This window comes from Pseudomonas kielensis (assembly GCF_030505375.1).
GTDB classification, from domain to species: Bacteria; Pseudomonadota; Gammaproteobacteria; order Pseudomonadales; family Pseudomonadaceae; genus Aquipseudomonas; species Aquipseudomonas kielensis.
On sequence record NZ_CP130043.1, the window covers coordinates 2,182,586 to 2,206,864 of the forward strand.

21 protein-coding genes are annotated in these 24,279 nt (G+C 56.6%); all 21 read left to right on the forward strand.

Going from position 1 to position 24,279, the window contains the following annotated elements; genetic code table 11:
* Position 1: 1 nt before the first annotated feature.
* The 21 genes from yidC (at position 2) to Q1W70_RS10175 (ending at position 24,276) form a co-directional block, all read left to right on the forward strand.
* Complete coding sequence (yidC, locus tag Q1W70_RS10075) at positions 2-1,675, forward strand: membrane protein insertase YidC (RefSeq protein WP_166588891.1); 1,674 nt, start codon at positions 2-4, stop codon at positions 1,673-1,675.
* Between the two features lie 79 nt (positions 1,676-1,754).
* Positions 1,755-3,125, forward strand: a complete 1,371-nt coding sequence (gene mnmE / locus Q1W70_RS10080) for a tRNA uridine-5-carboxymethylaminomethyl(34) synthesis GTPase MnmE (RefSeq protein WP_166588890.1) — start codon at positions 1,755-1,757, stop codon at positions 3,123-3,125.
* A 638-nt stretch (positions 3,126-3,763) separates the two neighbouring features.
* Positions 3,764-5,662 carry a tRNA uridine-5-carboxymethylaminomethyl(34) synthesis enzyme MnmG gene (mnmG, locus tag Q1W70_RS10085; RefSeq protein WP_166588889.1) on the forward strand — a complete coding sequence of 633 codons (1,899 nt, stop codon included), beginning with the start codon at positions 3,764-3,766 and terminating at the stop codon, positions 5,660-5,662.
* Positions 5,659-6,303, forward strand: coding sequence for a 16S rRNA (guanine(527)-N(7))-methyltransferase RsmG (gene rsmG / locus Q1W70_RS10090; RefSeq protein ID WP_302098799.1), 645 nt, complete (start codon positions 5,659-5,661; stop codon positions 6,301-6,303). Before mnmG ends, rsmG begins: the two co-directional genes overlap by 4 nt.
* 18 nt (positions 6,304-6,321) lie before the next feature.
* Positions 6,322-7,119 carry a ParA family protein gene (locus tag Q1W70_RS10095; protein WP_095165068.1) on the forward strand — a complete coding sequence of 266 codons (798 nt, stop codon included), beginning with the start codon at positions 6,322-6,324 and terminating at the stop codon, positions 7,117-7,119.
* A 9-nt stretch (positions 7,120-7,128) separates the two neighbouring features.
* Positions 7,129-8,001 (forward strand): ParB/RepB/Spo0J family partition protein, encoded by an 873-nt coding sequence (locus Q1W70_RS10100; RefSeq protein ID WP_166588887.1) that lies wholly within the window; start codon positions 7,129-7,131, stop codon positions 7,999-8,001.
* 148 nt (positions 8,002-8,149) lie between these two features.
* Positions 8,150-8,557 carry a F0F1 ATP synthase subunit I gene (locus Q1W70_RS10105; RefSeq protein WP_095165066.1) on the forward strand — a complete coding sequence of 136 codons (408 nt, stop codon included), beginning with the start codon at positions 8,150-8,152 and terminating at the stop codon, positions 8,555-8,557.
* Between the two features lie 16 nt (positions 8,558-8,573).
* Entirely contained in the window at positions 8,574-9,443 is an 870-nt protein-coding gene (gene atpB, locus Q1W70_RS10110; protein ID WP_095165065.1) for a F0F1 ATP synthase subunit A, read from the forward strand.
* A 133-nt stretch (positions 9,444-9,576) separates the two neighbouring features.
* Entirely contained in the window at positions 9,577-9,834 is a 258-nt protein-coding gene (gene atpE, locus Q1W70_RS10115; RefSeq protein WP_002555987.1) for a F0F1 ATP synthase subunit C, read from the forward strand.
* Between the two features lie 56 nt (positions 9,835-9,890).
* Positions 9,891-10,361 (forward strand): F0F1 ATP synthase subunit B, encoded by a 471-nt coding sequence (locus Q1W70_RS10120; protein WP_095146191.1) that lies wholly within the window; start codon positions 9,891-9,893, stop codon positions 10,359-10,361.
* A 12-nt stretch (positions 10,362-10,373) separates the two neighbouring features.
* Positions 10,374-10,910, forward strand: a complete 537-nt coding sequence (locus tag Q1W70_RS10125) for a F0F1 ATP synthase subunit delta (protein WP_095165064.1) — start codon at positions 10,374-10,376, stop codon at positions 10,908-10,910.
* Positions 10,911-10,931: 21 nt separating this feature from the next.
* Positions 10,932-12,476 (forward strand): F0F1 ATP synthase subunit alpha, encoded by a 1,545-nt coding sequence (gene atpA / locus Q1W70_RS10130; protein WP_095165063.1) that lies wholly within the window; start codon positions 10,932-10,934, stop codon positions 12,474-12,476.
* 50 nt (positions 12,477-12,526) lie between these two features.
* Entirely contained in the window at positions 12,527-13,387 is an 861-nt protein-coding gene (gene atpG / locus Q1W70_RS10135) for a F0F1 ATP synthase subunit gamma (protein WP_042556891.1), read from the forward strand.
* Positions 13,388-13,414: 27 nt separating this feature from the next.
* Positions 13,415-14,794, forward strand: a complete 1,380-nt coding sequence (atpD, locus tag Q1W70_RS10140) for a F0F1 ATP synthase subunit beta (protein WP_166588886.1) — start codon at positions 13,415-13,417, stop codon at positions 14,792-14,794.
* A 45-nt stretch (positions 14,795-14,839) separates the two neighbouring features.
* Positions 14,840-15,265, forward strand: coding sequence for a F0F1 ATP synthase subunit epsilon (locus Q1W70_RS10145; protein WP_166588885.1), 426 nt, complete (start codon positions 14,840-14,842; stop codon positions 15,263-15,265).
* A gap of 116 nt (positions 15,266-15,381) precedes the next feature.
* A complete protein-coding gene (glmU, locus tag Q1W70_RS10150) occupies positions 15,382-16,749 on the forward strand; it encodes a bifunctional UDP-N-acetylglucosamine diphosphorylase/glucosamine-1-phosphate N-acetyltransferase GlmU (protein WP_166588884.1) in 1,368 nt (455 codons plus the stop codon).
* Positions 16,750-16,907: 158 nt separating this feature from the next.
* Positions 16,908-17,684, forward strand: coding sequence for a DeoR/GlpR family DNA-binding transcription regulator (locus tag Q1W70_RS10155; RefSeq protein WP_166588883.1), 777 nt, complete (start codon positions 16,908-16,910; stop codon positions 17,682-17,684).
* 1 nt (position 17,685) lies between these two features.
* On the forward strand, positions 17,686-19,518 hold the full coding sequence (glmS, locus tag Q1W70_RS10160) for a glutamine--fructose-6-phosphate transaminase (isomerizing) (RefSeq protein ID WP_166588882.1): 1,833 nt from the start codon (positions 17,686-17,688) through the stop codon (positions 19,516-19,518).
* A 332-nt stretch (positions 19,519-19,850) separates the two neighbouring features.
* Positions 19,851-20,654, forward strand: coding sequence for a TnsA endonuclease N-terminal domain-containing protein (locus Q1W70_RS10165; protein ID WP_302098800.1), 804 nt, complete (start codon positions 19,851-19,853; stop codon positions 20,652-20,654).
* Positions 20,651-22,819, forward strand: a complete 2,169-nt coding sequence (locus Q1W70_RS10170) for a TnsB C-terminal domain-containing protein (RefSeq protein ID WP_166588880.1) — start codon at positions 20,651-20,653, stop codon at positions 22,817-22,819. Before Q1W70_RS10165 ends, Q1W70_RS10170 begins: the two co-directional genes overlap by 4 nt.
* Positions 22,816-24,276, forward strand: coding sequence for an ATP-binding protein (locus Q1W70_RS10175; protein WP_166588879.1), 1,461 nt, complete (start codon positions 22,816-22,818; stop codon positions 24,274-24,276). Before Q1W70_RS10170 ends, Q1W70_RS10175 begins: the two co-directional genes overlap by 4 nt.
* Positions 24,277-24,279: the final 3 nt, after the last annotated feature.

Genomic DNA, 24,279 nt, shown 5'->3' on the forward strand with positions numbered 1-24,279 from the left:
CATGGATATTAAACGCACGATCCTGATCGTCGCCCTGGCAATCGTGTCCTACGTCATGGTCCTGAAATGGAACCAGGACTATGGCCAGGCTGCCCTGCCGACTCAGAATGTTGCTGCCAATCAGAATGCCCCGGCTATTCCGGACGGTACCAACGCTTCCGCCAGTGCCGATGTACCCAGCGCGAATACCGATACCAGCACCCCTACCGAAACTCCGGTAGTGGCGAGTAAAGATCTCATCCACGTCAAAACGGATGTGCTCGAACTGGCTATCGATCCTCAGGGTGGTGATGTCGCCCAGCTGATGCTGCCAAAATATCCACGTCGTCAGGACCATCCGGATGTTCCGTTCCAGCTGTTTGATAACGGCGGCGAACGTACTTATCTGGCGCAAAGCGGCCTGACTGGCACCAACGGTCCGGATGCACGCCCGACCGGTCGTCCGGTTTACTCGGCCGAGCAGAAGACTTATCAACTGGCTGATGGCCAGAACCAGCTCAACGTTGACCTCAAATTCAGCGATGCCGGTGTCAATTACATCAAGCGCTTCACCTTCACTCGCGGTTTGTACGATCTGAAAGTCACCTATCTGATCGACAACACCAGCGACAAGGCCTGGACAGGCAACCTGTTTGCCCAGCTCAAGCGTGATGCCAGTTCGGATCCTTCTTCCACCACAGCCACCGGCACCGCCACTTACCTGGGCGCCGCCCTGTGGACAAGTGCAGAGCCGTACAAAAAAGTGTCGATGAAAGATATCGACAAGGCTGCGCTGAAAGAAACCGTCAATGGTGGCTGGGTCGCCTGGCTGCAACACTACTTCGTGACGGCCTGGATTCCAGCCAAGAACGACAGCAACGTGGTGCAGACTCGCAAAGACAGCCAAGGCAACTACATCATTGGTTTCACTGGCCCGGCTTTGACCGTTGCGCCAGGTGCCAAGGCTGAAACCAGCGCTACTCTGTACGCTGGCCCGAAAAGCCAGGCGATACTCAAAGAGTTATCCCCAGGTCTGGAACTGACGGTCGACTACGGCATCCTGTGGTTCATCGCTCAACCGATCTTCTGGCTGCTGCAACATATCCACGCGATTGTGGGTAACTGGGGCTGGTCGATCATCTTCCTGACCATGCTGATCAAAGGGATCTTCTTCCCGCTGTCGGCTGCCAGCTACAAGTCCATGGCTCGCATGCGTGCAGTGGCGCCAAAACTGGCTGCACTGAAAGAGCAACATGGCGATGACCGGCAGAAAATGTCGCAAGCCATGATGGAGCTGTACAAGAAAGAGAAGATCAATCCGCTGGGTGGTTGCTTGCCAATCCTCGTGCAGATGCCGGTTTTCCTCTCGCTGTACTGGGTACTCCTGGAAAGCGTGGAAATGCGCCAAGCGCCGTTCATGCTGTGGATTACTGACCTGTCGATCAAGGATCCGTTCTTCATTCTGCCGATCATCATGGGTGTCACCATGTTCATCCAGCAGCAGTTGAACCCTACACCTCCGGATCCGATGCAGGCCAAGGTGATGAAGCTGATGCCAATCATCTTCACCTTCTTCTTCCTGTGGTTCCCGGCGGGCCTGGTGCTGTACTGGGTTGTGAACAACTGCCTGTCGATCGCTCAACAGTGGTACATCACTCGCAAGATTGAAGCAGCGGCGAAAAAAGCCGACGCATAACTTGCTCAGTATGTAACCATTCAAAACGCCCCCTCGTGGGGCGTTTTGCTATCTGCCATTTTTATCGGGATATCGGTTTATGAGCGCTCCTCGTGAAACCATCGCCGCCGTCGCCACTGCCCAGGGCCGTGGGGGCGTCGGTATCGTTCGTATTTCCGGGCCGCTGGCACGCCATGCGGCACTTGCCATCAGTGGTCGCGAGCTGAAGCCGCGTTTTGCCCATTACGGTCCTTTTCTCAGCGCCGACGATGAAGTCCTGGATGAAGGTATTGCCCTGTATTTTCCGGGGCCCAACTCCTTCACCGGTGAAGACGTGCTGGAACTGCAGGGCCACGGCGGACCGATCGTTCTGGACATGTTGCTGCAGCGTTGCCTGCAACTGGGTTGCCGTCTGGCCCGGCCGGGGGAATTCAGCGAGCGCGCGTTTCTCAATGACAAGCTCGACCTGGCCCAGGCAGAAGCCATTGCCGACCTCATCGAGGCCAGTTCCGCGCAAGCCGCGCGTAATGCCCTGCGCTCCTTGCAGGGGGCGTTTTCCCAGCGTGTGCATAACCTCACCGAACAATTGATTGCCTTGCGCATTTACGTCGAAGCGGCCATCGACTTCCCGGAAGAGGAGATCGATTTCCTTGCCGATGGCCATGTGCTGTCCATGCTCGATGCCGTGCGCGAGGAGTTGGCCAAGGTCTTGCGTGAAGCCGGGCAGGGCGCCTTGCTGCGTGATGGCATGACCGTGGTCATCGCCGGTCGTCCGAATGCCGGCAAGTCGAGCCTGCTCAATGCACTGGCCGGGCGTGAAGCGGCTATTGTCACCGAGATCGCTGGCACCACCCGGGACATCCTGCGCGAACATATCCACATCGATGGCATGCCGCTGCACGTGGTCGATACCGCAGGTCTGCGCGATACCGAGGACCAGGTCGAGAAGATTGGCGTGGAGCGGGCATTGAAGGCGATCAGCGAGGCTGACCGGGTGTTGTTGGTGGTCGACGCCACGGCCCCTGAAGCCCTTGATCCCTTTGCCCTGTGGCCTGAGTTCCTGGAACAGCGTCCGGAGCCGGGCAAAGTCACCCTGATCCGCAACAAGGCCGACCTCACGGGGGAGCCCATTGGGCTGCAGGTCTGCGACGATGGGCACGTCACCATCAGTCTCAGCGCCAAGTCGGCAGGTGAAGGCCTGGAGCTACTGCGTGACCACCTCAAGGCCTGCATGGGCTACGAGCAGACCTCGGAAAGCAGTTTCAGCGCCCGGCGCCGTCACCTTGAAGCCTTGCGCCATGCCAGTGACTCCCTTGAACACGGGCGTGCGCAGCTGACATTGGCCGGCGCCGGCGAGTTGTTGGCCGAAGATTTACGCCAGGCACAGCAGTCGCTGGGTGAAATTACCGGTGAATTCAGCTCCGATGACCTGCTGGGCAGGATCTTTTCCAGCTTTTGCATCGGTAAATAACGCCCTCCTTCCTGGGCGTAGGAGCTGGCGCAGCCTGCAATCTTCGATATTTTGATGGTTCTACCCGTGCTTCCCTCTGGCACGGGTGCATGAATCGTTGAAAGAACGCAGTCTTCGGCAGCTCCTCAAGACGGTTAATCCCTTTTTCTTCTCTCGTTGCCCTGCGATTTCTTCGCCAGGGTGGTGCCCCCGTGGGCGCGATTTGCTTTTTTGCGGTTTTTCTGTGGATTAAGCCCTGTGAATAACTGCCACTAAGGTCAGTTGATAACAGGGCCTGAAAACTGAGTAAAACCACCGCTGTGGATAACCACCTCAATCATCCACAGGCTTAGACCGGTTATCCAACGCCCTCAAGGGCACATGACCACAGACTTTCAAACCTCTGTACACATTGTAAATAAAGGCTTGTAGCGTTCTATCCACAGAAAGGTAGCTGTATAGAAATAAACATAAAAACAAAGATCTTATAAATTTCTTTCTTTTTAATTTCTATTGTTCGTGACTTACCCACAGCTGGTTAAATTTTGTGCAAAGGGTTCTTTAGGAAGGGCGAAGTCCCTATACTTGTCGACCAGGTCCAAAAACCTGAGCTCAAACCATTTCTGAATTACCTAACTGAAGCAGGCACGAGGTGCGTGGTGGATTTCCCTTCCCGTTTTGAAGTGATCGTCATCGGCGGCGGTCATGCCGGTACCGAGGCAGCACTTGCATCAGCACGTATGGGGGCAAAAACCCTGTTGCTGACGCATAACGTGGAAACCCTCGGTGCCATGAGTTGCAACCCCGCGATTGGCGGGATCGGCAAAAGCCATCTGGTCAAGGAAATCGATGCCCTCGGTGGCGCGATGGCCATGGCCACCGATAAGGGTGGTATCCAGTTCCGCGTGTTGAACAGCCGCAAAGGCCCAGCCGTGCGCGCTACTCGCGCCCAGGCCGACCGCGTGTTGTACAAGGCTGCCGTTCGCGAGATTCTCGAGAACCAGCCGAACCTGTGGATATTTCAGCAGGCAGCGGACGACCTGATCGTCGAACAGGAACAGGTACGCGGTGTTGTTACCCAGATGGGCCTGCGTTTCTTCGCCGACTCGGTGGTGTTGACCACCGGTACCTTCCTCGGTGGACTTATCCACATCGGGTTGCAGAATTTTTCCGGCGGTCGCGCCGGTGATCCGCCGTCGATTGCCCTGGCTCACCGTCTGCGTGAACTGCCGCTGCGTGTGGGTCGCCTGAAAACCGGTACGCCACCGCGCATTGACGGCCGCTCTGTGGATTTCTCGGTGATGACCGAGCAACCAGGTGATACGCCGATCCCGGTGATGTCGTTCATGGGCAACAAGGAACAGCATCCCAAGCAGGTCAGTTGCTGGATTACCCACACCAACGCCCGTACCCACGAAATCATTGCCGCGAACCTCGACCGTTCGCCGATGTATTCGGCTGCCGGTGAGATCGAAGGCATTGGTCCACGTTACTGCCCGTCGATCGAAGACAAGATCCACCGCTTTGCCGACAAGCAAAGCCACCAGGTGTTTATCGAGCCGGAAGGTCTGACCACCCACGAGCTGTACCCGAACGGGATATCCACAAGCTTGCCGTTCGACGTGCAATTGCAGATCGTGCAATCGATCCGCGGCATGGAGAATGCGCACATCGTGCGGCCGGGTTACGCGATCGAGTACGACTACTTCGATCCGCGCGACCTGAAGTACAGCCTGGAAACCAAGGTGATCGGCGGTCTGTTCTTCGCCGGGCAGATCAACGGCACCACCGGTTACGAAGAAGCCGGCGCCCAGGGTTTGCTGGCCGGAGCCAACGCCGCATTGCGTGCACAGGGCAAAGACGCCTGGTGCCCGCGTCGCGACGAAGCCTACATCGGCGTATTGGTCGACGACCTGATTACCCTCGGGACCCAGGAACCGTACCGGATGTTCACTTCCCGCGCCGAGTACCGGTTGATCCTGCGTGAAGACAACGCCGACCTGCGCTTGACCGAAAAAGGCCGCGAGCTGGGCCTGGTCGATGACGCGCGTTGGGCGGCATTCTGCAAAAAACGTGAAAGCATCGAACTCGAAGAGCAGCGCCTGAAAAGTACCTGGGTTCGCCCCGGCACCGAGCAGGGCGATGCGATTGCCGAAAAGTTCGGCACACCGCTGACCCACGAATACAACTTGCTGAACCTGCTGACCCGTCCGGAAATCGACTACGCTGGCCTGATCTCGGTCACGGGCGCCGGTGCAGAAGATCCACAGGTCGCCGAGCAGGTCGAGATCAAGACCAAATACGCCGGTTACATCGATCGCCAACAGGATGAAATCGCTCGCCTGCGGGCCAGCGAAGACACCAAACTGCCTGTGGATATCGATTACACGACCATCTCCGGTCTCTCCAAGGAGATCCAGAGCAAGCTCGGTGCAACCCGTCCGGAAACGCTGGGCCAGGCTTCGCGGATCCCGGGCGTGACGCCGGCAGCCATTTCGCTGTTGATGATTCATTTGAAAAAACGCGGCGCGGGCCGTCAGTTGGAGCAAAGCGCTTGAGTTCGTTGGTCACCTTGCAACACGCCGAAGAGTTATCCACAGGTGCACGCCAGCTCGGTGTCAACCTGAGTGAAACCCAGCACGCCCAACTGCTGGGTTACCTGGCCCTGTTGATCAAATGGAACAAGGCCTACAACCTCACCGCGGTGCGTGATCCGGACGAAATGGTGTCGCGCCATTTGCTCGACAGCCTGAGCGTGATGTCCTTCATCGAAAACGGCCGTTGGCTGGATGTCGGCAGTGGCGGCGGCATGCCGGGTATTCCCCTGGCCATCCTGTTTCCAGAGTCGCAAGTCACTTGCCTGGACAGCAACGGCAAGAAAACCCGCTTCCTGACCCAGGTCAAACTCGAACTCAAACTGGATAACCTGCAAGTTATCCACAGTCGCGTCGAAGCCTTCCAGCCTGAGCTGCCATTCAACGGGATCATTTCCCGGGCGTTCAGCAGCATGGAGAATTTCAGCAACTGGACTCGCCACCTCGGCGACACCGATACACGTTGGCTGGCAATGAAGGGCGTTCATCCCGCGGATGAGCTGGTAGCATTGCCGGCAGACTTCCACCTCGATAGCGAACACGCCTTGGCCGTACCTGGTTGCCAAGGCCAACGCCATCTGCTGATACTGCGCCGCACGGCATGATTGGGAACACAAGCAAGAATGGCTAAGGTATTCGCGATAGCGAACCAGAAGGGTGGTGTGGGCAAGACCACCACCTGCATCAACCTCGCAGCATCCCTGGTCGCTACCAAGCGCCGGGTGCTGTTGATCGACCTTGATCCACAGGGCAACGCCACCATGGGTAGCGGTGTGGATAAACACGGCCTGGAAAACTCGGTCTACGACTTGTTGATCGGTGAATGCGACCTGACCCAGGCCATGCATTTCTCCGAACACGGTGGTTACCAGTTGTTGCCGGCCAACCGCGACCTGACTGCGGCGGAAGTGGTCCTGCTGGAAATGCAGATGAAGGAAAGCCGCCTGCGCAGCGCCTTGGCGCCGATTCGCGAGAGCTATGACTACATTCTGATCGACTGCCCGCCGTCGTTGTCGATGCTCACCCTGAATGCATTGGTCGCCGCTGATGGGGTCATTATCCCCATGCAGTGTGAATACTTTGCACTCGAAGGCTTGAGCGACCTTGTGGATAACATCAAGCGCATCGCCGAACTGCTGAACCCGAACCTCAAGGTCGAAGGCCTGCTGCGGACCATGTATGACCCGCGCCTGAGCCTGATGAACGATGTTTCGGCCCAGCTCAAGGAACACTTCGGCGAGCAGCTGTACGATACGGTCATCCCACGCAACATCCGCCTGGCCGAAGCACCAAGCTATGGCATGCCCGCGCTGGCCTACGACAAATCATCGCGAGGCGCCATTGCCTACCTGGCATTGGCAGGCGAGATGGTTCGCCGTCAACGCAAAAATTCACGTGCCGCCGCTGCTCAGGCAACTTAAGGAATCCCCATGGCCGTCAAGAAACGAGGTCTCGGACGTGGACTGGATGCACTGCTGAGTGGTCCGACTGTCAGCGCGCTGGAAGAACAGGCCGTGCAGGCTGACCTGCGCGAGCTGCAGCACTTGCCCCTGGACTTGCTCCAGCGCGGCAAGTACCAGCCACGCCGCGACATGGATCCCCAGGCGCTGGAAGAGCTGGCGCAGTCGATCAAGAGCCAGGGCGTGATGCAGCCGATCGTGGTTCGCCCAATCGGCGCCGGGCGCTTCGAGATCATTGCCGGTGAGCGCCGCTGGCGCGCCAGCCAGCAAGCCGGGCAGGAAACCATCCCGGCGATGGTGCGCGACGTGTCGGATGAAACCGCTATCGCCATGGCCCTGATCGAGAACATCCAGCGCGAGGACCTCAATCCAATCGAGGAAGCCGTGGCCCTGCAGCGCTTGCAGCAGGAATTCCAGCTGACTCAGCAGCAAGTGGCCGAAGCCGTGGGCAAGTCCCGGGTGACCGTCGCCAACTTGATGCGCCTGATTGCCTTGCCGGAAGTCATCAAGACCATGTTGTCCCACGGCGACCTGGAAATGGGTCATGCCCGTGCTTTGCTCGGTTTACCGGAAAATCAACAGGTTGAAGGGGCGCGACACGTTGTCGCACGTGGCCTCACCGTGCGCCAGACAGAAGCCCTGGTTCGCCAGTGGCTCAGCGGCAAGCCTGAGGTCAGCGAACCGGTCAAGGCCGACCCGGATATCGCCCGCCTCGAACAGCGTCTGGCAGAGCGCCTGGGCTCTGCGGTGCAGATCCGCCACGGGAAGAAGGGAAAGGGTCAGTTGGTGATCGGCTACAACTCATTGGATGAGCTTCAAGGTGTCCTTGCACACATCCGCTGAAACATTTCCTCATGTAGCGTGCAGTCGGAAATCACTACCTGACAGTTGAATAGGGGCTGAACCGCCCCTATACTCTGCGCGCATTTTGTCGGCACAAATTATGCCAAGTTATTGAATTCTGGCAGCCGACCTTTGAGGAGCAAGATCGATGGAAAGCCGCACGCCAAACCGCTTGCCGTTCCATCGCCTGGCGGTTTTTCCGGTGTTACTGGCTCAATTTGTCGTTTTGCTGCTGGCCGCTTTGGCGCTTTGGCAATGGCATGGAGTCGTAGCCGGGTACTCAGGACTTTGCGGAGGCCTGATAGCCTTGCTTCCCAATGTTTATTTCGCTCACAGGGCATTTCGGTTTTCCGGGGCCCGGGCAGCTCAAGCCATCGTCCGGTCTTTTTATGCCGGTGAGGCGGGCAAACTGATTTTGACGGCAGTGCTTTTTGCATTGACGTTCGCAGGTGTGAAGCCACTGGCGCCGTTAGCAGTCTTCGGCGTCTTTGTGTTGACCCAACTGGTCAGCTGGTTCGCTCCCCTGCTGATGAGAACAAGACTTTCGAGACCTTAGGGCGTTTGAGGCAACCATGGCAGAAACAACCGCTTCGGGCTATATCCAGCACCACTTGCAGAACCTGACCTTCGGTCAGCACCCTACCGGCGGCTGGGGCTTTGCCCACACCGCAGCAGAAGCCAAAGAAATGGGCTTCTGGGCTTTCCACGTCGATACTCTCGGCTGGTCGGTCGCATTGGGTCTGATTTTCGTACTTCTTTTCCGCATGGCGGCGAAGAAAGCGACCTCCGGTCAACCAGGTGCTTTGCAGAACTTCGTTGAAGTATTGGTCGAATTCGTCGATGGCAGCGTGAAAGACAGCTTCCATGGCCGTAGCCCGGTGATTGCACCGCTGGCACTGACCATCTTCGTCTGGGTCTTCCTGATGAACGCCGTCGACCTGATCCCGGTTGACTGGATTCCTCAGCTGGCCATGATGATCTCTGGCGATCCGCACATTCCGTTCCGTGCCGTATCGACCACTGACCCGAACGCTACCCTGGGCATGGCCCTGTCGGTGTTCGCGTTGATCATTTTCTACAGCATCAAGGTCAAGGGCATCGGCGGCTTCATCGGCGAACTGACCCTGCACCCGTTCGGCAGCAAGAACGTCTTCGTTCAAGCCCTGCTGATCCCGGTGAACTTCCTGCTGGAGTTCGTGACGCTGATTGCCAAGCCAATCTCGCTGGCCCTGCGTCTGTTCGGCAACATGTATGCCGGCGAACTGGTGTTCATTCTGATCGCTGTGATGTTCGGCAGTGGTCTGCTCTGGCTTAGCGGCCTGGGCGTAGTTCTGCAGTGGGCGTGGGCTGTGTTCCACATCCTGATCATCACCCTGCAGGCGTTTATCTTCATGATGCTGACCATCGTCTACCTGTCGATGGCGCACGAAGAGAACCATTAAGACCGGCTTAGGCTAGTCTGATGTCCCTCTCGTCTCGGCGGGAGGGGGCCCATCACGGGCACGATGAAACGATTTGTTTTACCGCTTTAATCTAAAAAACCTAAACCATACGACGTAAAAGTCGGGAGGAAAGATGGAAACTGTAGTTGGTCTAACCGCTATCGCTGTTGCACTGTTGATCGGCCTGGGCGCACTGGGTACCGCAATTGGTTTCGGCCTGTTGGGCGGCAAGTTTCTGGAAGGCGCAGCGCGTCAGCCAGAAATGGTTCCAATGCTGCAAGTTAAAATGTTCATCGTTGCCGGTCTGCTCGACGCCGTAACCATGATCGGTGTTGGTATCGCTCTGTTCTTCACTTTCGCGAACCCATTCGTTGGTCAACTCGCTGGCTAATCACTCGAACCTTCGAGTGATTGGTGTGATGTGCAACGAACGAGCGAGGTGTTGGCGTGAACATTAATGCAACCCTGATTGGCCAGTCCGTTGCGTTCTTAATTTTTGTACTTTTTTGCATGAAGTTCGTGTGGCCTCCGGTCATTGCGGCTTTGCACGAACGTCAGAAGAAGATCGCGGATGGACTGGACGCTGCCGCCCGAGCAGCTCGCGACCTGGAGTTGGCCCAAGATAAAGCGGGTCAACAACTGCGCGAAGCAAAAACTCAGGCAGCCGAAATCATTGAGCAAGCCAAGAAGCGCGGCAATCAGATCGTTGAAGAGGCTGTTGAAAAAGCCCGTATCGACGCTGAACGCGTAAAGGTTCAGGCTCAGGCCGAGATCGAGCAGGAAATCAACAGTGTCAAAGACGCGCTGCGTACCCAACTGGGTGCACTGGCCGTTGGCGGCGCCGAGAAGATCCTGGGTGCCACAATCGATCAAAACGCGCACGCGGAGCTGGTAAACAAACTGGCTGCTGAAATTTAAGCGAGGGCGATCATGGCAGAATTGACCACGTTGGCCCGACCTTACGCTAAGGCAGCCTTCGAGCACGCCCAGGCCCACCAGCAACTGGCCTCTTGGTCAGCCATGCTCGGCCTGGCTGCAGCAGTGTCGCAAGACGACACCATGCAGCGCGTGCTCAAGGCCCCGCGACTGACGAGCGCAGACAAGGCCGCCACGTTTATTGACGTGTGCGGCGACAAGTTTGATGCCAAGGCACAGAACTTCATCAACATCGTTGCCGAAAACGACCGTCTCCCGCTGTTGCCGGAGATCGCCGCTCTGTTCGACCTGTACAAGGCTGAACAGGAGAAGTCGGTAGATGTAGAAGTCACCAGTGCTTTTGCATTGAACCAAGAACAGCAAGACAAACTCGCCAAGGTTCTCAGTGCACGACTCAACCGGGAAGTGCGCCTGCAAGTTGCGGAGGATGCCGCCCTGATTGGTGGTGTCATCATTCGCGCCGGCGACCTGGTAATCGATGGCTCGATTCGCGGAAAACTCGCGAATCTTGCCGAAGCATTGAAATCTTGAGTTTGAAGGGGCAGCAGAGCAATGCAGCAACTCAATCCTTCCGAAATAAGTGAAATTATCAAGGGCCGCATCGAAAAGCTCGATGTGACCTCCCAAGCCCGTAACGAAGGCACTGTCGTCAGCGTATCTGACGGTATCGTGCGGATTCACGGTCTGGCCGACGTAATGTACGGCGAGATGATCGAGTTTCCGGGCGGCGTCTTCGGTATGGCTCTCAACCTGGAGCAGGACTCCGTAGGTGCCGTTGTATTGGGCGCATACCAGTCCCTGGCTGAAGGCATGAGCGCCAAGTGCACCGGCCGCATCCTCGAAGTTCCGGTTGGTAAGGAACTGCTGGGTCGCGTAGTCGACGCACTGGGTAACCCAGTTGACGGCAAAGGTCCGCTGAACAACACCGAGACCGATGCGGTCGAGAAAGTTGCTCCAGGCGTGATCTGGCGTAAGTCGGTAGACCAGCCTGTACAGACTGGCTACAAGGCTGTCGATGCCATGATCCCAGTCGGCCGTGGCCAGCGTGAGCTGATCATCGGTGACCGTCAGATCGGTAAAACCGCTCTGGCGATCGACGCGATCATCAACCAGAAAGACAGCGGCATCTTCTGCGTATACGTCGCGATCGGTCAGAAACAATCGACCATCGCCAACGTGGTTCGCAAGCTGGAAGAAAACGGCGCACTGGCTAACACCATCGTCGTGGCTGCGAGCGCCTCGGAATCTGCAGCACTGCAGTTCCTGGCACCGTACTCCGGTTGCACCATGGGTGAATTCTTCCGCGACCGCGGTGAAGACGCGCTGATCGTTTATGACGATCTGTCCAAGCAAGCAGTGGCTTACCGCCAGATTTCCCTGCTGCTGCGCCGTCCACCAGGCCGTGAAGCTTACCCAGGCGACGTGTTCTATCTCCACTCCCGTCTGCTGGAGCGCGCATCCCGCGTTTCGGAAGAATACGTAGAGAAGTTCACCAACGGCGCAGTGACCGGCAAAACCGGTTCCCTGACCGCACTGCCGATCATCGAAACCCAGGCTGGCGACGTTTCCGCGTTCGTTCCGACCAACGTGATTTCCATCACCGACGGTCAGATCTTCCTGGAATCGGCCATGTTCAACTCCGGGATCCGTCCTGCTGTGAACGCCGGTGTTTCGGTATCCCGTGTGGGTGGTGCCGCTCAGACCAAGATCATCAAGAAGCTGTCCGGTGGTATCCGTACCGCTCTGGCTCAGTACCGTGAACTGGCGGCATTCGCCCAGTTCGCTTCTGACCTGGACGAAGCGACCCGTAAGCAACTTGAGCATGGTCAGCGCGTTACCGAGCTGATGAAGCAGAAGCAATACGCACCAATGTCGATCGCTGACATGGCGCTGTCGCTGTATGCCGCTGAGCGTGGGTTCCTGACTGACGTTGAAATCGCCAAGATCGGCAGCTTCGAACAAGCGCTGATTGCTTTCTTCAACCGCGATCACGCCGATTTGATGGCGAAGATCAACGTGAAGGGTGACTTCAATGACGAAATCGACGCTGGCATGAAAGCCGGTATCGAGAAGTTCAAGGCCACCCAAACCTGGTAAGCCGCAGCGGGAGCCGCAAGGCTCCCGCTTGCTAACCTGATAGGTGTTACATGGCAGGCGCAAAAGAGATTCGCAGTAAGATTGCGAGCATCAAAAGCACGCAAAAGATTACCAGCGCCATGGAAAAAGTGGCGGTCAGCAAAATGCGCAAGGCACAAATGCGCATGGCTGCTAGCCGTCCTTACGCGGAGCGCATCCGCCAGGTTATTGGTCATCTGGCCAACGCCAACCCGGAATATCGCCACCCCTTCATGATCGACCGTGAAATCAAGCGCGTCGGTTACGTCGTAGTGAGCAGTGACCGTGGTCTGTGTGGTGGCTTGAACACCAACCTGTTCAAGGCCCTGGTCAAGGACATGGCGGTAAACCGCGAAAATGGCGTCGAGATCGATCTGTGTGTTGTTGGTAGCAAGGGTGCGGCTTTCTTCCGCAACTTCGGCGGTAACGTCGTAGCAGCTATCAGCCACCTGGGTGAAGAGCCATCGATCAATGATCTGATCGGCAGCGTCAAGGTGATGCTGGATGCCTACCTGGACGGCCGTATCGACCGCCTGAGCGTGGTTTCCAACAAGTTCATCAACACCATGACGCAACAGCCTACCGTGGAGCAGTTGATTCCGCTGGTGGCAACCCCGGATCAAGGACTCAAGCACCACTGGGACTATCTCTACGAACCGGATGCCAAGGAGCTGCTGGACGGCTTGATGGTCCGTTACGTGGAGTCGCAGGTCTACCAGGCGGTGGTCGAGAACAACGCAGCTGAACAAGCGGCGCGGATGATCGCAATGAAGAACGCTACCGACAACGCCGGTGACTTGATCAGCGATTTGCAGCTGATCTACAACAAGGCGCGTCAGGCTGCGATCACCCAAGAGATCTCGGAAATCGTCGGCGGCGCTGCCGCGGTTTAACGGTTCAAATATTCAGAGGATCCAGCTATGAGTAGCGGACGTATCGTTCAAATCATCGGCGCCGTTATCGACGTGGAATTTCCACGCGACAGCGTACCGAGCATCTACAACGCGCTGACAGTTCAAAGCGCGGCCGCAACCACTCTGGAAGTTCAGCAACAGCTGGGCGACGGCGTGGTTCGTACCATTGCGATGGGCTCCACCGAGGGCTTGAAGCGTGGTCTGGACGTCATCGACTCCGGCGCAGCCATTTCCGTACCAGTCGGTAAAGCGACCCTGGGCCGGATCATGGACGTTCTGGGCAACCCGATCGACGAAGCCGGTCCAATCGCCACCGAAGAGCGCTGGGGCATTCACCGTCCTGCGCCAACCTTCGCGGAACAAGCGGGCGGCAACGACCTGCTGGAAACCGGCATCAAGGTTATCGACCTGGTTTGCCCGTTCGCCAAGGGCGGTAAAGTTGGTCTGTTCGGTGGTGCCGGTGTAGGCAAAACCGTAAACATGATGGAACTGATCCGTAACATCGCCATCGAGCACAGCGGTTATTCCGTGTTCGCCGGTGTGGGTGAGCGTACTCGTGAGGGTAACGACTTCTACCACGAGATGAAGGACTCCAACGTTCTGGACAAAGTGGCACTGGTTTACGGTCAGATGAACGAGCCGCCGGGTAACCGTCTGCGCGTAGCACTGACTGGCCTGACCATGGCCGAGAAGTTCCGTGACGAAGGTAACGACGTTCTGCTGTTCGTCGACAACATCTATCGTTACACCCTGGCCGGTACTGAAGTATCCGCACTGCTGGGCCGTATGCCTTCGGCAGTAGGTTACCAGCCGACCCTGGCTGAAGAGATGGGTACTCTGCAAGAGCGCATCACTTCGACCAAAAACGGTTCGATCACCTCGATCCAAGCGGTATACGTACCTGCGGATGACTTGACTGACCCGTCGCCAGCGACCACCTTCGCCCACTTGGACGCCACCGTCGTTCTGTCCCGTGACATCGCTTCCCTGGGTATCTACCCAGCGGTTGACCCACTGGACTCGACTTCGCGTCAGCTGGACCCGAACGTGATCGGTCAGGACCACTACGACACCGCTCGCGGCGTACAGTATGTTCTGCAGCGTTACAAAGAACTGAAGGACATCATTGCGATCCTGGGTATGGACGAGCTGTCGGAAGCCGACAAGCAGTTGGTAAACCGTGCTCGTAAGATCCAGCGTTTCTTGTCGCAGCCGTTCTTCGTGGCTGAAGTCTTCACCGGTGCTTCGGGTAAATACGTTTCCCTGAAAGACACCATTGCTGGCTTCAAAGGCATCCTCAACGGTGACTACGACCACCTGCCAGAACAAGCGTTCTACATGGTTGGCGGCATCGAAGAAGCGATCGAGAAAGCCAAGAAACTGTAATCCAGGCGCCCGGCGACGGGCGCTAATTTAGGTTGAGGCAATCAGATGGCTATGACAGTCCATTGCGACATCGTCAGCGCGGAAGGAGAAATCTTTTCCGGCCTGGTCGAGATGGTGATTGCGCACGGTGCACTGGGTGATCTTGGTATCGCCCTGGGTCACGCGCCGCTGATCACTAATCTGAAACCGGGTCCGATCCGCCTGATCAAGCAAGGCGGGGAGCCTGAGGTGTTCTACATCTCCGGTGGTTTCCTCGAGGTTCAGCCGAACATGGTCAAGGTACTTGCCGATACCGTGCAACGTGCTGCCGACCTGGATGAAGCCTCCGCTCAGGAAGCCGTCAAGGCTGCCGAGAAGGCCCTGCATGAACGCGGCGCTGAGTTCGATTACGGCTCTGCTTCCGCACGACTGGCCGAGGCTGCAGCTCAGCTGCGCACCGTCCAGCAGATCCGCAAGAAGTTCGGCGGCTAATCGCCTCCCGCTTGTTGTGTGATTGATTAAAAAGGGTAGCCTCGGCTACCCTTTTTCTTTTTTTGCAATTCACCTCTTGGTCGCAGCCGCTGACCACCCAGGATTGGTAGCCAGTCATGTCACTAGAAATCGTTATCCTCGCCGCCGGTCAAGGCACCCGCATGCGTTCGGCCTTGCCAAAAGTGCTTCATCCGGTGGCGGGCAACTCGATGCTTGGCCATGTTATCCACAGCGCCCGGCAGCTTCAGCCACAGCGCATTCATGTGGTGATCGGCCATGGTGCCGACGCTGTGCGTGAGCGCCTGGCGGCGGACGATCTAAACTTCGTCCTGCAGGACCAGCAACTGGGTACTGGTCATGCTGTAGCCCAGGCCGTTCCGTTCATCACAGCCGACACCGTATTGATTCTCTACGGCGACGTGCCGCTGATCGAAGTCGAAACCCTGCAACGCCTGCTCACCCACGTCGCCCCGCAGCAGTTGGGTCTGTTGACGGTCGAGCTGGATGATCCGACCGGCTATGGCCGGATCGTGCGTGACGCAGCGGGCAAGGTCACCGCCATCGTCGAGCAAAAAGACGCCAACGAGGCCGAGCGGGCCATCACCGAAGGCAACACCGGGATTCTCGCGGTGCCTGTTGAGCGCCTGGGTGACTGGATGAGCCGGTTGTCCAACAACAACGCCCAGGGCGAGTACTACCTGACTGACGTAATTGCCATGGCCGTCAGCGATGGCCTCGTGGTGGCTACCGAACAACCCCATGACGCCATGGAGGTGCAGGGCGCCAACGACCGCAAGCAACTGGCCGAACTCGAGCGTCACTACCAGTTGCGTGCGGGTCGCCGATTGATGGCCCAGGGTGTGACATTGCGCGATCCGGCGCGGTTTGATGTGCGCGGCGAAGTGACCGTCGGTCGGGATGTGCTGATCGACATCAACGTGATTCTCGAGGGCCGCGTTGTCATCGAAGATAACGTGGAGATCGGCCCGAACTGCGTGATCAAGGACAGCACCCTGCGCAAAGGCGTAGTGGTCAAAGCCAATAGCCACATCGACGGCGCGATTCTGGGTGAAGGCAGCGATGCCGGCCCATTCGCCCGCCTGCGTCCGGGCACGGTCCTGGAAGCGCGGGCCCATGTGGGTAACTTTGTCGAACTGAAAAACGCCCGCCTCGGGGAAGGCGCCAAGGCCGGCCACCTGACCTACCTGGGTGACGCTGAAATCGGTGCGCGCAGCAACATCGGCGCAGGCACCATCACCTGCAACTACGACGGCGCCAACAAATGGAAAACCGTTTTGGGCGAAGACGTGTTCATTGGCTCCAACAACTCCCTGGTTGCGCCTGTGGATATCTCTGCCGGTGCAACCACTGCAGCCGGGTCAACTATCACCACCAATGTGGATAAGTCCCAACTGGCCGTGGCCAGGGCCAGGCAGAAAAATATCGATGGTTGGAAACGCCCGGAGAAGATCAAGAAGGCCTGATTTATCCACAGGCTGATGATCTATCGCCTTCGCGGGCAAGCCTCCTCCCGGTAGGAGCAAGACTTGCCCGCGAAGATTTTTATTCTCCGCGCTTGACGAAGTTTCGCTGATAGGTTTTTATTGCTTTCGTTATCTTTCGAAACGAAACTTATCAGCTCATGTCGAAACGCAACACGCCCCTACGCCGACACAACATCCTTGCCTTGCTCACCGAGCAGGGTGAAGTCAGTGTGGATGAGTTGGCCAAACGCTTCGAAACCTCGGAAGTGACGATTCGCAAGGATCTGGCCGCGCTGGAAAGTCATGGCCTGTTGCTCCGGCGGTATGGCGGCGCAATCACCATGCCTCAGGAATTGGTCACCGACCCCGGCCAGCCGGTCTCTCATTACAAACAGGCCATCGCTCGTGCCGCCGTACAGCGGATTCGCGAGCATGCGCGCATCATCATCGACAGCGGCAGCACCACGGCAGCGATGATTCCCCAGCTGGGCCTGCAGCCCGGCCTGGTGGTCATGACCAACTCTCTGCATGTGGCCAACGCCTTGAGCGAACTGGAGCATGAACCGGTGCTGTTGATGACTGGCGGAACCTGGGACCCCCATTCCGAGTCCTTCCAGGGGCAGGTGGCCGAGCAGGTCCTGCGCTCCTACGATTTCGACCAGTTGTTCATCGGTGCCGACGGCATCGACCTGGTGCGCGGTACCACTACCTTCAATGAGCTGCTCGGCCTCAGCCGGGTCATGGCCGATGTGGCCCGCGAAGTGATTGTGATGGTCGAATCCGACAAGATCGGACGCAAGATTCCCAACCTGGAGCTGCCATGGAGCAGTGTCCATACCCTTATTACCGATGACCGCCTGCCCATCGAAGCGCGCGATCAGATTCAGGCCCGCGGCATACACTTGATTTGCGCGGCAGTCAGCCAGGAGAAATAACATGTGTGGAATTGTTGGCGCAGTCGCGGAACGTAATATCACCGCCATTTTGCTCGAAGGCCTCAAGCGCCTCGAATACCGCGGCTATGACAGCGCCGGTGTGGCAGTCTTCACTAACGACAATACGCTGGAGCGCATGCGTCGTCCGGGCAAGGTCAGCGAACTGGAGCAGGCCCTGGAAACCACGCCGCTGGTCGGCCGCCTGGGTATCGCCCACACCCGCTGGGCAACGCACGGCGCCCCGTGCGAACGTAACGCCCACCCGCATTTCTCCGGCGACCTGGCGGTGGTGCACAACGGCATCATCGAGAACCACGAAGCCCTGCGCGAACAACTCAAGGCCCTGGGTTATGTGTTCACCTCGGACACCGATACCGAAGTCATCGCTCACCTGCTCAACCACAAGCTCAAGGACCAGCCTGACCTGACCGCCGCGCTCAAGGCCACGGTCAAGGAACTGCACGGTGCCTATGGCCTGGCCGTGATCAGCGCCCAGCAACCGGATCGCCTGGTGGCCGCCCGCAGTGGCAGCCCACTGGTGATCGGCCTGGGCCTGGGCGAGAACTTCCTTGCCTCCGACCAACTGGCACTGCGTCAGGTCACCGACCGCTTCATGTACCTGGAAGAAGGCGACATCGCCGAGATCCAGCGTGACCGCGTGCAGATCTGGGATGTCGACGGCCAGGCCGTGGAACGTGAGTCGGTGCAGTACCGCGACAACGCCGAATCGGCCGAGAAGGGCGAGTACCGCCATTACATGCTCAAGGAAATCCACGAGCAGCCGTCCGTGGTCCAGCGCACCCTGGAAGGGCGCCTGAGCCAGGATCAGGTGCTGGTCCAGGCCTTCGGCCCGCAAGCCGCCGAGCTGTTCGCCAAAGTGCGTAACGTGCAGATCGTCGCCTGCGGCACCAGCTATCACGCCGGCATGGTTGCCCGCTACTGGCTCGAAGAGCTGGCCGGCATCCCGTGCCAGGTCGAAGTCGCCAGCGAGTTCCGCTACCGTAAAGTGGTGGTGCAACCCGACTCCCTGTTCGTGACCATCTCCCAGTCCGGCGAAACCGCCGACACCCTGGCCGCCCTGCGTAACGCCAAGGAACTGGGCTTCCTCGCCAGCCTGGCGATCTGCAACGTCGGTATCAGCTCGCTGGTGCGCGAATCCGACCTGACCCTGCTGACCCAGGCCGGTCGTGAAATCGGCGTGGCCTCGACCAAAGCCTTCACGACCCAACTGGTCGGCCTGTTGCTGTTGACCCTGTCCCTGGGTCAGGTCCGCGGCACCCTCGCCCCAGGCGTGGAAGCCGAGCTGGTCGAAGAACTGCGTCGCCTGCCAATTCGCCTGGGCGAAGCCCTGGCCATGGACGGTATTGTCGAGAAAGTCGCTGAACTGTTCGCCGAGAAGCACCACACGCTGTTCCTGGGCCGTGGCGCACAGTTCCCGGTGGCCATGGAAGGGGCACTCAAACTCAAGGAAATCTCCTATATCCACGCCGAAGCCTACCCGGCGGGCGAGCTCAAGCACGGTCCATTGGCCCTGGTCGACAACGACATGCCGGTGGTCACCGTGGCGCCGAACAACGAGCTGTTGGAGAAACTCAAATCCAACCTGCAGGAAGTTCGCGCCCGTGGCGGCCAGTTGATCGTGTTTGCTGACGAGAAAGCCGGCATGAGCAACGGGGAAGGTACCCACGTGGTGAACATGCCGCACATCCACGACATCCTGTCGCCGATCCTCTACACCATTCCGTTGCAACTGCTGTCGTACTACGTCGCCGTGCTCAAGGGCACTGACGTCGACCAGCCCCGCAACCTGGCGAAGTCGGTGACTGTGGAATAAGTTATCCACAGCGGAACAGGTGTCTGGATGTGAACAATAAAGAATGACACAGAACAATAAGGTTTGACACAATTCAACATAGATTGACACAAGGCCTAAACCCCCGTATTTACGGGGGTTACCTTATCCGGGTCGATCCTTTGGTCCGGATTCATCGTTTCGATTTTCAGCTGTAGTAGCCTAGGATTGCCTTCGAGATGGTCGTTTTATCGAGCATCTTTTCCTACAACTATTTCCTGTGTGAATTGAGGCGGTTCGCACGGTCAGAGGAGGCGGGGGGTTGCGAGGTCGCAGGTTTGCATCACAGCAGGACATCGAACGGCACATTGCAAATGGATTTGGCGCAGGCGCTGGAGCGAGACTACTTGCCTTGGCTACGAGTGCAGGATGTTCCGTCAAGGGGGCGCTCACACAAGATCCAAGGGGTGAAGGTTGATCGGATTCATCACCTTCTCTCAGATCTTGAGAGATCCTATTACCTTATTTGCGAATTTTCCGAAGATGTCGTGGATATCCGTGAGCAATATCCATTATTACCTCTGGAGCATGTGCAAACTATTGCCGCTTCGATAGGTGTCCGTTATCCGAAGTACCCTGGTACCAAATTATCGTATGTAATGACGACAGACTTTCTCTTGACCGTTCGGGAGTCTGATGGAGGTTTCAAATCTGTTGCTAGAACGGTTAAGTATCAAAAGGATTTGGAAGGTAAAGGGGCGAAGAGAACGCTTGAAAAACTTGAAGTTGAAAAGCGTTTTTGGCAGAGCCAAGGAGTTGAGTGGAGCATCGTTACTGAAGAGTTTTTTACTCAAGATTTGATAAAAAATCTTGGTATGCTCAGAAAATACTCGCAGCTACCTAGAGACTTAATCAAATCATCCTTGCACGTTGACTTCATCGATTGTTTGGAGAACAGCAGAGCCTGTCCATGGACTTTGGCTGAGTGTCTTCGAAAAATTGCTTATCGGTTATCTATATCGTACGCCGACGCCAGAGGGATATTTTTTTATCTTGTTTGGAATAAAGTGATAAAAGTTGATTTGCTGGACGCCCCTCTCTTATTGACTGCCGCTCTGCCGGAATTTGAAGTGTTTCAAACTACCGGCCAGGCATTCTTGAAGGAGAAAACTTCATGAAAGTTTTCGTTAATGGCGTATTTGAACCGGTTACAGAGCTCTCTGTCATCACTGCCATGGTCAGGGCTATACACCTCGATGAAAAGCATGATGTGGTATTTGTCATTGAGCTATCAGAACCCCTTCGGCAGCCCTATGCTATTGGACTTGAGGATCTTAGCTGCTCGCTGGATTCCGGTGATACGAAGCCGGTAACTATCGCTACGCCAGAATTTATGATGGTGCTTGAGGACGATCTGGGCGAGAAATCCAAGCAAGCCAGGGACGAGAAATGGGCAGTCATAGCCCCGCTGATCGACTCTGGTTATCCAGGACAATTATTTGTTCGTGGTGAACTGGGGCGATTGGTGGGAAATAGAGCTTCGGAGCTTGGAATCCAGCGCAAAACCATCTATCGACTACTCTACCGGTATTGGGTTTATGGTCAGGTGCGAAATTCATTGCTGAATAACTATACAGCAGTGGGGAGGGGCGTACGAAACTACGATCCCAGTAGGCCGCCGGGAAGGAAACCGAAGTTTCAAGGGGTACTTGTTCAGCCCGCTAAGATTATCAACGCCGTTGATAAACGTTGTATCCGGTTGGGATACGCTCTGTATGTAAAGGATAAAAAGTCATCTATCGTCAGCGCTTATGATGAAATGCTGAATAAATTTTACTCAGTCAAAGATATCTCTAACAAGCCGGGAACTAACCGTCGCTTGCTACCGAGTTCGGAAATACCGAATTTTAGGCAATTCAATTATTGGGGTAAGCAGTTCTTCGATGAGGTAGAGACTGAGCGTGGACGCAAGGGCTTAACGAAATGGCTTAAAGATTGCCGTCCGCTGGCTGGTACAGTTCGCGATTGGCTTCGTGGCCCCTGTCATCAGTTCGAAATCGATGCAACTATTTCCGACATTTATTTGGTAAACAGCTACTCTAGGCGAATGCTGATAGGTCGGCCTGTACTTTACATCGTAGTCGATAGTTTCTCCGGAATGATTGTTGGCCTTTATGTGGGGCTGGAGGGCCCAAGCTGGAATGGTGCCAGACAGGCGCTGTTCAATGCTTTTACCTCTAAAGTCGAGTTCTGTGCTCAGAATGATGTCGAGATCAGCCCTGAGGATTGGGACTGCCACCACTTGCCGCACCATATCTACGCCGATAGGGGCGAGATGCTGTCGCTGGCTTCAGAAGGGCTTGCGTCAGGTTTGGGCATTGAGATGGGGACTGCTCCGCCTTTCCGACCAGATTGGAAGCCGATGGTCGAGAGTCGGTTCGGCATTTTGAATGACCTCACCGGGATCCGGTGGCTCCCCGGTGGAGTAGCTGCACGCGAGAAAGAGAGAGGTGAACGAGATTACCGGCTTGACGCAACGCTGAATCTGAAGGAGTTCACCCAGATCATCATCAGGTGTGTCCTCCACTACAACCGGCATCACCGGCAACCTGATCGGCTCACCCAGGCGATGATGAATGATGGTGTTGAGCCTACTCCTATCGGGATATGGACCTGGGCCTCTGAAAACGAACTAATCGAGCCCAATAATCGGCCAGACGAGCTGGTGTACCTGCACCTGTTGCCTCGTGAAAGGGCAAGCGTCCAAAAGGGCGGGGTGATGTTCCGTGGCATGCACTATGTCTGTGAAATGGCTGTGGAGAAAAACTGGTTTGCCAAGGCCCGCAGTCGTGGGTTCTGGTCGATAGAGTGTTGGTACGACCCGAACTCCTCGGCTCATATCTGGATACAGGGTGATGATAAGCAGTTCATTCGTTGTGATCTTCGCCGATCGGATGCCAAGTACGCTGGTTATCGTTCGGACGAAATCTATGATGTGATCGAAGCCTATCGCCAAAAACCACCTGCTCACCGACGCGCTGAGTTGGAAAGTCGTGTGGAGCTCACCGACGTGGTTGGTAAGATCATCAACAACGCGCTTGCAGAGCAGAAGCAAGAACCAGCACCTGCCACAAAAGCAGAGGTCGTAGGAAACATTCGCGAGAATCGGGCTGAGGAGCGATTCATGGAGCGCGAGACTGCTCCTGTTCCTGATGGTGTGCGGGCAAAGCCAACTGATCGGGAGGTTGGACCAATTCCCAAAGTTCCTGAGTCATATGCCGGCCCACGTAGCGCGCAGGTTATCGATATGCTCAAGAGAATCCGCCCAGGACATACCAAATGAAAGGCGCCCAGATTTTTGCGAGCTACGCCAAACAGCCTATCCCTGAATACGCTGGCAACCCTCTGATCGAGGCATTGCCTCCGATCCTTTCGGAGACAGCAGCTGGGGAATTGATCTCGAATTTCCCTCAGCCAGTGGATCCCGAAGAGCTAACCCTAGATGGGGCAACCCGGATTCACTGCATAGATCGTTTGAGAACAGTGGTGCAACCCTTTTTGCTTCACTTGGATTTAGAGTCCATGTTCTCCCTGCTTATCCGCCGGGGGTACGTGGGCCGTAATCCCACGTCACCTGATACCGTTAGGCATTTGCACTCTTTGTCGGGAGCTCAGCGTTACCATGACGCTTTCAAGTCGACCGCCGAGACCTTCAGCGTGGTGGGTCTAAGCGGCATTGGTAAATCGACAGCCCTGCATGCCATCTTGAGCCTTTATCCACAAACGATTCGTCATGAGCGTTATGAGGGTAAGCAATTCGTCCACACCCAAATCACTTGGCTCAAGCTCGACTGCCCCCGAGATGGTTCCTTGTCGGGATTCTGCCAGCAGTTCTTTTATGCCGTTGGAAATGCTCTGGGGGACAAGGACTATCACAAGCGTCACAGGCATCGGAACATCAATGATGCACTGCAGCAGATGGAGCAGGTTGCCAGCACATTTTTCATTGGTGCGTTGCTGATCGACGAGCTTCAGAACCTCCACTTGGCTAAGACTGGTGGGAAGGAGAACATGCTGAACTTCTTCCTCAACCTAGTTAACAACATCGGAATTCCTGTCGTTTTCATCGGTACAAACTCGATGATCAGCTTGTTTTCGGATGTCATGCGCAACGCCCGTCGTTGCTGCGGTGTTGGCATGCTGGAGTTCAAACGATTCGAAAAAGAAGATGATGAATGGAAAACGCTGGTTGAGAACCTTTGGGGTTATCAGTGGTGCAGGCAGGCGGCTGCACTGACTGGCGAGATTTTCGATGTGTTGTATGAGCACACCCAAGGCGTTACAGATTTTCTCGTCAAGCTGTTGGTGTTGAGTCAGCGTTATGCAGTTCAAAGTGGCTCGGAGTGTTTGACTGCCGAGATAATTGCAACGGTGAGCAACTCCAAGATGCAGATCCTGAAGCCTGCGCTGTCAGCCCTGCGTAGTCGAGATCCAAAGCGGATGCGGCAGTTCGACGATCTGCTGCCGATCGAAGATCAACTGAACGACATGATGGCGTTCGATGGACCGGGTCGAGCAGAGCGCCTTGCCCTGCTTCGGAGTGTCGTGCCGCGTGAGCATCCGAAAAATCCGACACCAGCAGTCTCCGCGAGTAAACCCAAGGCACCTGCTGCTGTTGCTGTAGAGGCATCTGAGGCTCAAACTCTCAGCGAACACGATTCCCCTCTTGTAGCGTTAAGGGCCGCAGGTTGGATGAATAATGACCTGTTTGAGTTTTCGTCGACGTATCGCAAAAAGTGAGTC

What these genes read in the sequence shown, in the direction of transcription:
- yidC (WP_166588891.1), top strand. Translation starts at nt 2, where the DNA reads ATGGATATTAAACGCACGATCCTGATCGTCGCCCTGGCAATCGTGTCC.
- mnmE (WP_166588890.1), top strand. Translation starts at nt 1,755, where the DNA reads ATGAGCGCTCCTCGTGAAACCATCGCCGCCGTCGCCACTGCCCAGGGC.
- Q1W70_RS10095 (WP_095165068.1), top strand. Translation starts at nt 6,322, where the DNA reads ATGGCTAAGGTATTCGCGATAGCGAACCAGAAGGGTGGTGTGGGCAAG.
- Q1W70_RS10100 (WP_166588887.1), top strand. Translation starts at nt 7,129, where the DNA reads ATGGCCGTCAAGAAACGAGGTCTCGGACGTGGACTGGATGCACTGCTG.
- Q1W70_RS10105 (WP_095165066.1), top strand. Translation starts at nt 8,150, where the DNA reads ATGGAAAGCCGCACGCCAAACCGCTTGCCGTTCCATCGCCTGGCGGTT.
- atpB (WP_095165065.1), top strand. Translation starts at nt 8,574, where the DNA reads ATGGCAGAAACAACCGCTTCGGGCTATATCCAGCACCACTTGCAGAAC.
- atpE (WP_002555987.1), top strand. Translation starts at nt 9,577, where the DNA reads ATGGAAACTGTAGTTGGTCTAACCGCTATCGCTGTTGCACTGTTGATC.
- Q1W70_RS10125 (WP_095165064.1), top strand. Translation starts at nt 10,374, where the DNA reads ATGGCAGAATTGACCACGTTGGCCCGACCTTACGCTAAGGCAGCCTTC.
- atpA (WP_095165063.1), top strand. Translation starts at nt 10,932, where the DNA reads ATGCAGCAACTCAATCCTTCCGAAATAAGTGAAATTATCAAGGGCCGC.
- atpG (WP_042556891.1), top strand. Translation starts at nt 12,527, where the DNA reads ATGGCAGGCGCAAAAGAGATTCGCAGTAAGATTGCGAGCATCAAAAGC.
- atpD (WP_166588886.1), top strand. Translation starts at nt 13,415, where the DNA reads ATGAGTAGCGGACGTATCGTTCAAATCATCGGCGCCGTTATCGACGTG.
- Q1W70_RS10145 (WP_166588885.1), top strand. Translation starts at nt 14,840, where the DNA reads ATGGCTATGACAGTCCATTGCGACATCGTCAGCGCGGAAGGAGAAATC.
- glmU (WP_166588884.1), top strand. Translation starts at nt 15,382, where the DNA reads ATGTCACTAGAAATCGTTATCCTCGCCGCCGGTCAAGGCACCCGCATG.
- Q1W70_RS10155 (WP_166588883.1), top strand. Translation starts at nt 16,908, where the DNA reads ATGTCGAAACGCAACACGCCCCTACGCCGACACAACATCCTTGCCTTG.
- glmS (WP_166588882.1), top strand. Translation starts at nt 17,686, where the DNA reads ATGTGTGGAATTGTTGGCGCAGTCGCGGAACGTAATATCACCGCCATT.
- Q1W70_RS10165 (WP_302098800.1), top strand. Translation starts at nt 19,851, where the DNA reads ATGGATTTGGCGCAGGCGCTGGAGCGAGACTACTTGCCTTGGCTACGA.
- Q1W70_RS10170 (WP_166588880.1), top strand. Translation starts at nt 20,651, where the DNA reads ATGAAAGTTTTCGTTAATGGCGTATTTGAACCGGTTACAGAGCTCTCT.
- Q1W70_RS10175 (WP_166588879.1), top strand. Translation starts at nt 22,816, where the DNA reads ATGAAAGGCGCCCAGATTTTTGCGAGCTACGCCAAACAGCCTATCCCT.